The organism is Mesorhizobium sp. M7A.F.Ca.US.002.01.1.1 (assembly GCF_004022955.1).
GTDB classification, from domain to species: Bacteria; Pseudomonadota; Alphaproteobacteria; order Rhizobiales; family Rhizobiaceae; genus Mesorhizobium; species Mesorhizobium ciceri.
This window is the reverse complement of the sequence record NZ_RZQE01000313.1, coordinates 1-7,054: the sequence shown is the minus strand read 5'-3', so window position 1 is coordinate 7,054 and position 7,054 is coordinate 1. Positions and strand designations below refer to the sequence as shown.

Sequence of the window (7,054 nt, the reverse complement as noted above, 5' to 3'; positions counted from 1 at the left end):
TTCCTTCATGATCAGAAGGTCTTCGCCATTGAGCTTGACTTCGGTGCCCGACCACTTGCCGAACAGGATGCGGTCGCCGGCCTTGACGTCCAGCGGGACCAGCTTGCCAGCTTCGTCACGAGCGCCGGAGCCGACAGCGATGATCTCGCCTTCCTGCGGCTTTTCCTTTGCCGTGTCGGGGATGATGATCCCGCCAGCGGTCTTGGATTCGGATTCGACCCGGCGAACGACCACGCGGTCATGAAGCGGGCGGAACTTCGACTTTGCCATTTTTTCTTCCTCGATGAGAACGGTGAGAAACAGTTCCTCCATCCGGCGGCGCCGGACATGTGGTTAGCACTCACCAAAGGCGAGTGCTAACGTGGCGCTGAAATAGGCTGGCGGCGCGCCGGAGTCAAGGCGCTCGGAGCGCCTCTTGGCGCATGATGATGAACTTACCGGTGCCTGGCCGAACCGAGCACCAGAAGCGGGCACCGTTCCGCCAGCGGATAGCTTCCGCTCGGCACGACGCGCACGTCGCCGAACCAGTTGGCTGCCTCGTTGGTCAGCGTGGCCAGCGTCGCGAAGCTGTAGCTTATGTCCGAGCCTGCATAGACGTCGATCGTGTTGATCGAGGTCATGCTCCATCCTGTTCGCGCGGCAAGAGCTTCGCGGTCCGGAAACAGTCTGCCGAATGCATCGCGGATCGTTGCCACCTTGATGGTAAAATCGCGGTCGTCGGTCGTACACGCCATCGCAATCCGCCATTTGAGCGCGTGGAAATTCTCGATCCCGCCGGCCAGAACCAGAGCTTCGATGCCGCACAGATCGTCCGCCGTTTCCGGTCGTGCGAAGACGCGGATCGCTGCGCGCCTGCCAGGCTTCAGCACCCTGGCGACCTCGCCAAACAACGAACTGCGCGCCGCCTGGGAAGCGACCGCCGACAGGCATCCGTCGCCGATGACGGCGTCGATGCTTGCGCGGTCCACGGGCAGGTTAAGCCAGTTGCCGGCGATTGCCCGTCGCGAGCCGTCGTCGCCAGCCCATACGCCGGAAATCATGGCCGCCGACTGGTCGACCGCCAACATCGACTTGCCCAGAACTGCCAATTCCGGGGTAACCCCCAAGAGAAGGACATCGGCATTTCCGAGATCAAGTTCGCGATCGAATATAGCGACGGTTTCCGCTGTCGGCCGGAGCGGCGCTTCCAGAAGTTTCCAATGGCGGTGGTAATCGTCCCAATGATTTGTCATGCAATTCCATTGGCCCCCTGCACGCCTGGATTTTGGATATCACCGGGGCTTAATAGAGGTCGTTGGACAAGCCAAGACATTTCAAGGCATCTACAGACAGTCCAGGAGGTGGATAGTGGCGCGTATCGCCGTGATAACGCATGAGCATGACAGGTTCCTGGGCAGGCGCGATATTCTGCTGCGCAGGAGCAGCCCATACATGCTGTTCGACATTCTTGCGGAATTGAAAAGGCGCGGCCATTCGGTTCGGGTTCAGCAAGGCCTGTCGAAGCCGGTCAGCGCCGATATGGCGGTATTGCATGTCGATGCCACGGTGACGCCAACGGACTATGTCGACTATGCCCGGTGTTTTGCATTCTGCCTCAACATCGGCGCCGCCGACATATCCAAACGGCGGATCAGTGGTGCATTGATCGACAAAACCGACAGCTGGCAAGGTCAGGTGATCGTCAAAAGCAATCTCAACAATCGGGGAATCCCGGAGACGCTCCTCAACCGGCGATCCGAGCGCGCGGGCAAACAGCCGCCGTTTCCGCATTTGCCAATCTTGCACCCCTATGAGATCCACGGATCTCTCGGCGACGTTCCAGACGGCGTCTTTGATTGCGACGATCTCGTCGTGGAAAAGTTCATTCCGGAGAGAGAACCCGACGGTTTTGCTGTTCGTTTCTGGGTGTTTTGCGGAGAGCGAGAGCGCTGCACCCGCTACGTCTCCCCGAACGGCCTGGTCAAGGCATCGGAGACGATCCGGCGCGAGCCCGTCCCGGTGCCCGACGAACTGCGTGAGCGCCGGCGTGAACTCGGCTTCGACTATGGAAAATTCGATTTCGTCATGCATGAGGGCAGGGCCATCCTCCTCGATGCGAACAAGACTCCCGGCCGTCCGCAAAATCTCGTCAAGATGTTCGCGGCCGGCGCTTCGGATCTGACACACGGCTTCGAAGGCCTCGTCCATCGGGCGAAATAGGCGCGGCTCTAGAGGAACAGCCGCAGCTGCGTGTGAATGATAGACCGGTAATCCTCGATGGTCCGGCGGCTTTCCGCTTCGCCCTCGGCAAGCGCCAGGCGCACCACGCCGCCGGCGAGCTGGAAGATCAGCAGAACCATGCGTTCGAACTGCTCGCGCCTCTCGGGCTCCAGCAAGGCGATGACATGGTCGCAGAACATTTTGGCTTGGTGCCGCGTTTCGGCGAGGTCGAGGTTCTTGAGCGCCTTGTCGGCCTGGATGGCGTTCTGCAGATCCTGGATGGCCGGATCGCCGGCGACACGGCTGAGATAATCATCGAGCAGCCGGTCAGCGGCCACGATGACATCTTTCGCCTCGTGGATTTCGGCGATGATCGTCGTCAGCCGTGCCCGGCTGACCTCTGAAAACCGCTCATAGAGCATCGCCAGGATCGCCGATTTGTTGGGAAAGTAGTGGTAGACGGTGGCGATTGGCCCGCCCGCCAGCATGCCGACCTCCTTCATAGTGACGGCGTCGATACCCTTTTCCCCGATCAGCCGCATGGTCGTCGACAGGATCGCGTCGATGCGCTCGCGGCTGCGTTCCTGCTTGGGCTTGCGCCTCGGCTCGGTCGCCATTCTCTTCAATTCCGTCATGCACCGATCTTTCGCACGGTTTTTAGATTCCGGTTGACAAGAAATATGATCAAGTATCAGTTTCTGAAATACTGACAGGTTGTCAGCTTTTTTGCCGCGCGGCAAGGACGTTGGGGAGGCGCCTTTGGCTTCGACAGATATCGGCCACGCAGGCAGTGGCGACTGGCTGGTCGGCAATCCGACCGGCTGGCAGCTCGCCTCGGCCCTGTGGATCGGTTCGGTCGGCCTGCTCATCCTCGGCCTGCAGCCGGTGCTGCTCGGAGCTCTCTACACCGAAGGCCATGTCAGCGGCGACGAACTGGCGCTGGTCGCCACCGCCGAGATGATCGCCATTGCCATCGGTTCGGCCGTCGTGGCGATGCTGCTTTCGGCCCACAATATGCGCTGGAAAAGTGCCGTCCTTCTGCTGCTGCTGGCGCTGGCCAATGTGTGGACGGCCTATGCCGCGAGCGCCAACATGCTGATTGCGGCCCGCGCCCTTGCCGGGCTCGCCGAGGGCGGTCTGGTCGCCATCGCCACCGAACTGATCGCCCGCTCGCGGCGTGCCGAGCGCATCGGCGGCTATTTCGTCACCATGCAGACGCTGGCGCAATGCGCGCTCGCCCTGTTGCTGGCGCTCTATGTCATTCCGGCCGCAGGGTCGGAGGGTGGCTTCATCGTTCTTGCCGTCGTCTGCGTCGTGTCGCTGGCGGTCGCTTTCACCGTGCCCGGTGACTATGCCGACCTGCCCAAGGAAGAGAATCTGGCCAATGTGCTGACGGTTCCCTCAATGACCGCGCTGTTGTCGGTCTTCTGCTACTTCATGTTCTTCGGCGCGGTCTGGGCTTTCCTGGAGCCGCTAGGCGCGCAATACGGCATCGATGGCCGCACCGTCGGCCTGATCGTCTCGGCCAGCCTCGCGGTGCAGGTCCTGGGGGCGATGACGGCGACCGCGTTCGAGGCGCGCATCGATTATCGCCTTGCCATCGCGGCGATCGGCGTCGTGGCGCTTGTCAGTTCCCTGGTTCTTGCCAGCAGCCCCGGCCTGACGACGTTCTGGGTCGCTGCCCTGGCCATGGGCTTTATCCTGCTGTTCATCGTGCCCTACCAGATCCGTCTGGCGATCACCGCCGACGAGACGCGCACCGCCGTGCTGCTGGTGCCGGCAGCCCAACTGTTCGGCCTGGCGATCGGGCCGATTGCGGCGTCGCTGCTCATCGACGGCAAGGATTTCCGGCCGGTGCCGGAATTCGCCGCCGCCAGCGCGGTGGCAAGCGTGGCGCTGCTCGGTCTCTTCGTTCTTGTGTCACGTCGCCGTCGTGCGGTTGCCTGAGCGGGGAGCGCCATGTCGAACACTTGGAGCAACTGGTCGGGCTTCGTAAGTGCCGAGCCCAAGCTGATCGCCAGCCCCAGCGATGTCGGTGAACTCGGTGATCTCGTCCGGAGCGCGCCTGGCCCGGTGCGCGTCGCCGGCGCCGGTCATTCCTTCACACCGCTGGTGAAATCGCAGGGCACGATCCTGTCCCTGGAGAGACTGGAAGGGCTGGTCTCGCACGACGCGCAAAAACATCAGGCGCGGGTGCGGGCAGGGACCCGGCTCGGCCCGCTCATGCACATCCTGCAAGGCATTGGCCAGGGCCTGCCCAACATGGGCGACATCGACCGCCAGGCGATCGGCGGCGCGCTGGGCACAGCCACGCACGGCTCTGGGCCGACGCTCGGCGCCTATCACACGCAGCTGGAGACGGTGCAGATCGTCGACGGGCTTGGCAAGGTCCGCGACTTCAAGCGGGCAGGGGATCGGGACATGATCCACGCCATCGGTGTCGCGCTCGGCGCTTTCGGCGTGCTCACCGAAGTGACGCTGAACAACATCGCGACCTACCGGTTGCGCCGCCGCAAATATGTGCTGCCGATCACCGAGATGCTGCGTGATTTCGAGGCGATGATGGCCGCGCATCGCTCGGCCGAATTCTACTACATTCCGTTTTCCGGCTATGCGCAGTTCATCGCCAGCGATTTCAGCGATGCCGCACCCACCACGCGGCCGCCGGAAGAGGACGAGGCGGGTTTGAGGACACTGCGCAGGCTGCGCACTTCACTTGCCTGGCTGCCATCGCTGCGTGGCCGCCTGATCCGATCGGCGGCCGCCAAATTTCCCGCCGAGGACTACGTGCAGGACTGGCTCAACGTCTATGCCAGCGACCGGCAGACCAAGTTCAACGAGATGGAATATCATTTGCCGTTCGAGGAAGGGCCGAAGGCGCTGGCCGAGATCATCGAGCTGACCGAGAAGCGTTTTCCCGAGGTCTATTTCCCGATGGAGGTGCGCTCGGTCGCGCCGGACCAGTTCTGGCTTTCGCCATTCTACAACAGGCTGACCTGCTCCATCGCCATCCACCATGACGCCGCGAACGATCCTTTGCCGTTCATGCGGGCGGCAGAGCCGATCTTCCGCAGACATGGCGGCCGGCCGCATTGGGGCAAGATGCACAGCCTGAAAGCGGCGGAGCTGAAAAAGCTCTACCCGCGCTGGGACGATGCCATGGCGGTGCGCCGCGACATCGATCCGGAAAACCGCTTCGTGTCGCCCTACATGGCCGGCCTGTTCGGCATCGAATGATGAGCACCTATTTTTCCACCCTCTCGGATGCGCTGAAGACCGCCGGCATCTTCCGACCCTGCCTGCTGCTCGACCGCGATCGGCTGGACGGAAACATTGCCCTGGTAAAAGGGAGGCTGGATCTCGGCCTGGCCGTGCGGCTGGTCGACAAATCGCTCGCCTGCCTGCCGCTGCTTGCGCATATAGGCAAGGCGCTTCGCCATGAGCGCTTCATGACCTTCCACCCGCCGATCAGCGAGGCGGTGCTGAAGGCGTTTCCGGATGCCGATCTGCTCTACGGCAAGCCGATGCCGATCGGTGCGGCAAGGGCTGCGCTGGTGAAGGGTGATGCCGACTGGTCGCGTGTCTGCTGGCTGATCGACAGCGAGGAGAGACTGGCGGAATACGGTGCTCTCGCTGACGAACTCGGCATCGGCCTGCGCATCGCTTTCGAGATCGATGTCGGGCTGCATCGCGGCGGCTTTGCTGATCCCGCGGCCTTGTCGAAGGCGCTGAGCGCGTTGCCGGTCCGGCTGCATTGCGAAGGCGTCATGGCCTACGAGGCGCATGCGCCGCTCATTCCCGGCCTTTTCGGCGGACCGGCAAAGGCATTGGCGGAGGCGTCGGCGCAGGCTGCGGCGTTCGTCGCCTGTCTCGGTGCCGACCAGCGCCGCATCCTCAACATCGGCGGCAGCAAGACCGCGCTGCTTCATCGTGGCGGCGCGGCCAATGAAGTGTCGATGGGCTCGGCCTTCGTGCTGCCCAGCGACTTCGATACGCCAGGCCTCGACGGCTTCCAGCCGGCGGCTTTCATCGCTACGCCGATCCTGAAAGTGGTCGAGCCGATGCTGCCTGGCCCGCCGGCCGTTACCCGCCTGCTGCAGGCGCTCGGCCGGTTTCCGCGCAAGGGCTGCTATCTCTATGGCGGCAAGTGGATGGCCGAGCCGGTCTTCCCCCAAGGCATGAAGACGAACGGCCTGCTCGGCCTGTCCTCCAACCAGCAATTCATGGGCTTGCCCGCCGATGCGACCGCAAGGCCAGGCGACTACGCGTTTCTAAGGCCGACGCAGAGCGAGGCCGTGCTGCAGCAATTCGGGTCGATCGACGTGTTTTCCGGCGGAAAGGTCATCGATCGCTGGCCGGCGCTGCCGATGGCGTGATCGAGCTACGCCTTCACCGGTACCCAGATCTCCAGCCCGCCATTGCCGCTGTGGGCATCGAACTCCGGTCCATAGCGCTCGAATTCCGGTGCATCCGCGATTTCGTGACCGGAGTCGGGCAGCCAACTGTTCCAGATCGTGTTGATCGTCCGGCGGATGGATGAGATGTGCTCGCGGTGCGAGAACACCGCATATTTCTGCGCCGGCACCCGCACCCGATAGAAGTCCTTCGGCAGATCCGCAAAGCCGGACACTTCGACGCCGACGACATAGTCGAAATTGCCCGCGTCGTCGCCGTTAAGGCAGACGCCGTAGAAAACGCCTGAGATCTCGCCTGGGATGTTGCCGATATAGGGTGCAAAACGCTGCCACTGCATCGGAATCCCGGCGCTGGTTTCACAGCTGTAGCGTTCGCCGAGGCCGGCGATCAGGAACGGCCGGCTGGTCTCGAAGCGCGGTGGTTCGAGATTGGTGAGGAA

At 62.8% G+C, this 7,054-nt stretch carries 8 protein-coding genes; 4 read left to right on the top strand and 4 right to left on the bottom strand.

Annotation, left to right across the window (positions count from 1 at the left end; translation table 11 throughout):
• Together EN932_RS24750 and EN932_RS24745 are read right to left on the bottom strand one after the other, a co-directional pair.
• Positions 1-270 (bottom strand): co-chaperone GroES (locus EN932_RS24750; RefSeq protein ID WP_031193446.1); only part of this gene is annotated, 270 nt, incomplete at its 3' end.
• Between the two features lie 164 nt (positions 271-434).
• Complete coding sequence (locus tag EN932_RS24745; RefSeq protein WP_127370363.1) at positions 435-1,232, bottom strand: class I SAM-dependent methyltransferase; 798 nt, start codon at positions 1,230-1,232, stop codon at positions 435-437.
• Between the two features lie 115 nt (positions 1,233-1,347).
• Here EN932_RS24745 and EN932_RS24740 point away from each other — a divergent pair, with 115 nt between their 5' ends.
• Positions 1,348-2,199: a hypothetical protein gene (locus EN932_RS24740; protein WP_063167712.1), complete on the top strand. Its 852-nt coding sequence runs from the start codon at positions 1,348-1,350 to the stop codon at positions 2,197-2,199.
• Between the two features lie 8 nt (positions 2,200-2,207).
• On the opposite strand, the gene EN932_RS24735 is transcribed toward EN932_RS24740, so the two are convergent.
• Positions 2,208-2,834: a TetR/AcrR family transcriptional regulator gene (locus tag EN932_RS24735; protein WP_027163205.1), complete on the bottom strand. Its 627-nt coding sequence runs from the start codon at positions 2,832-2,834 to the stop codon at positions 2,208-2,210.
• Positions 2,835-2,958: 124 nt separating this feature from the next.
• Between EN932_RS24735 and EN932_RS24730 the strand changes: the two genes are divergently transcribed.
• The 3 genes from EN932_RS24730 to EN932_RS24720 are packed head-to-tail and all read left to right on the top strand — an operon-like array spanning position 2,959 to position 6,575.
• Positions 2,959-4,146: an MFS transporter gene (locus EN932_RS24730; protein WP_127369381.1), complete on the top strand. Its 1,188-nt coding sequence runs from the start codon at positions 2,959-2,961 to the stop codon at positions 4,144-4,146.
• Between the two features lie 12 nt (positions 4,147-4,158).
• On the top strand, positions 4,159-5,436 hold the full coding sequence (locus EN932_RS24725) for a D-arabinono-1,4-lactone oxidase (protein ID WP_127369382.1): 1,278 nt from the start codon (positions 4,159-4,161) through the stop codon (positions 5,434-5,436).
• Complete coding sequence (locus tag EN932_RS24720; protein WP_164890606.1) at positions 5,436-6,575, top strand: alanine racemase; 1,140 nt, start codon at positions 5,436-5,438, stop codon at positions 6,573-6,575. Before EN932_RS24725 ends, EN932_RS24720 begins: the two co-directional genes overlap by 1 nt.
• A gap of 5 nt (positions 6,576-6,580) precedes the next feature.
• On the opposite strand, the gene EN932_RS24715 is transcribed toward EN932_RS24720, so the two are convergent.
• Positions 6,581-7,054, bottom strand: a 474-nt coding sequence (locus EN932_RS24715) for a GyrI-like domain-containing protein (RefSeq protein WP_164890605.1), incomplete at its 5' end; no start/stop codon positions are given.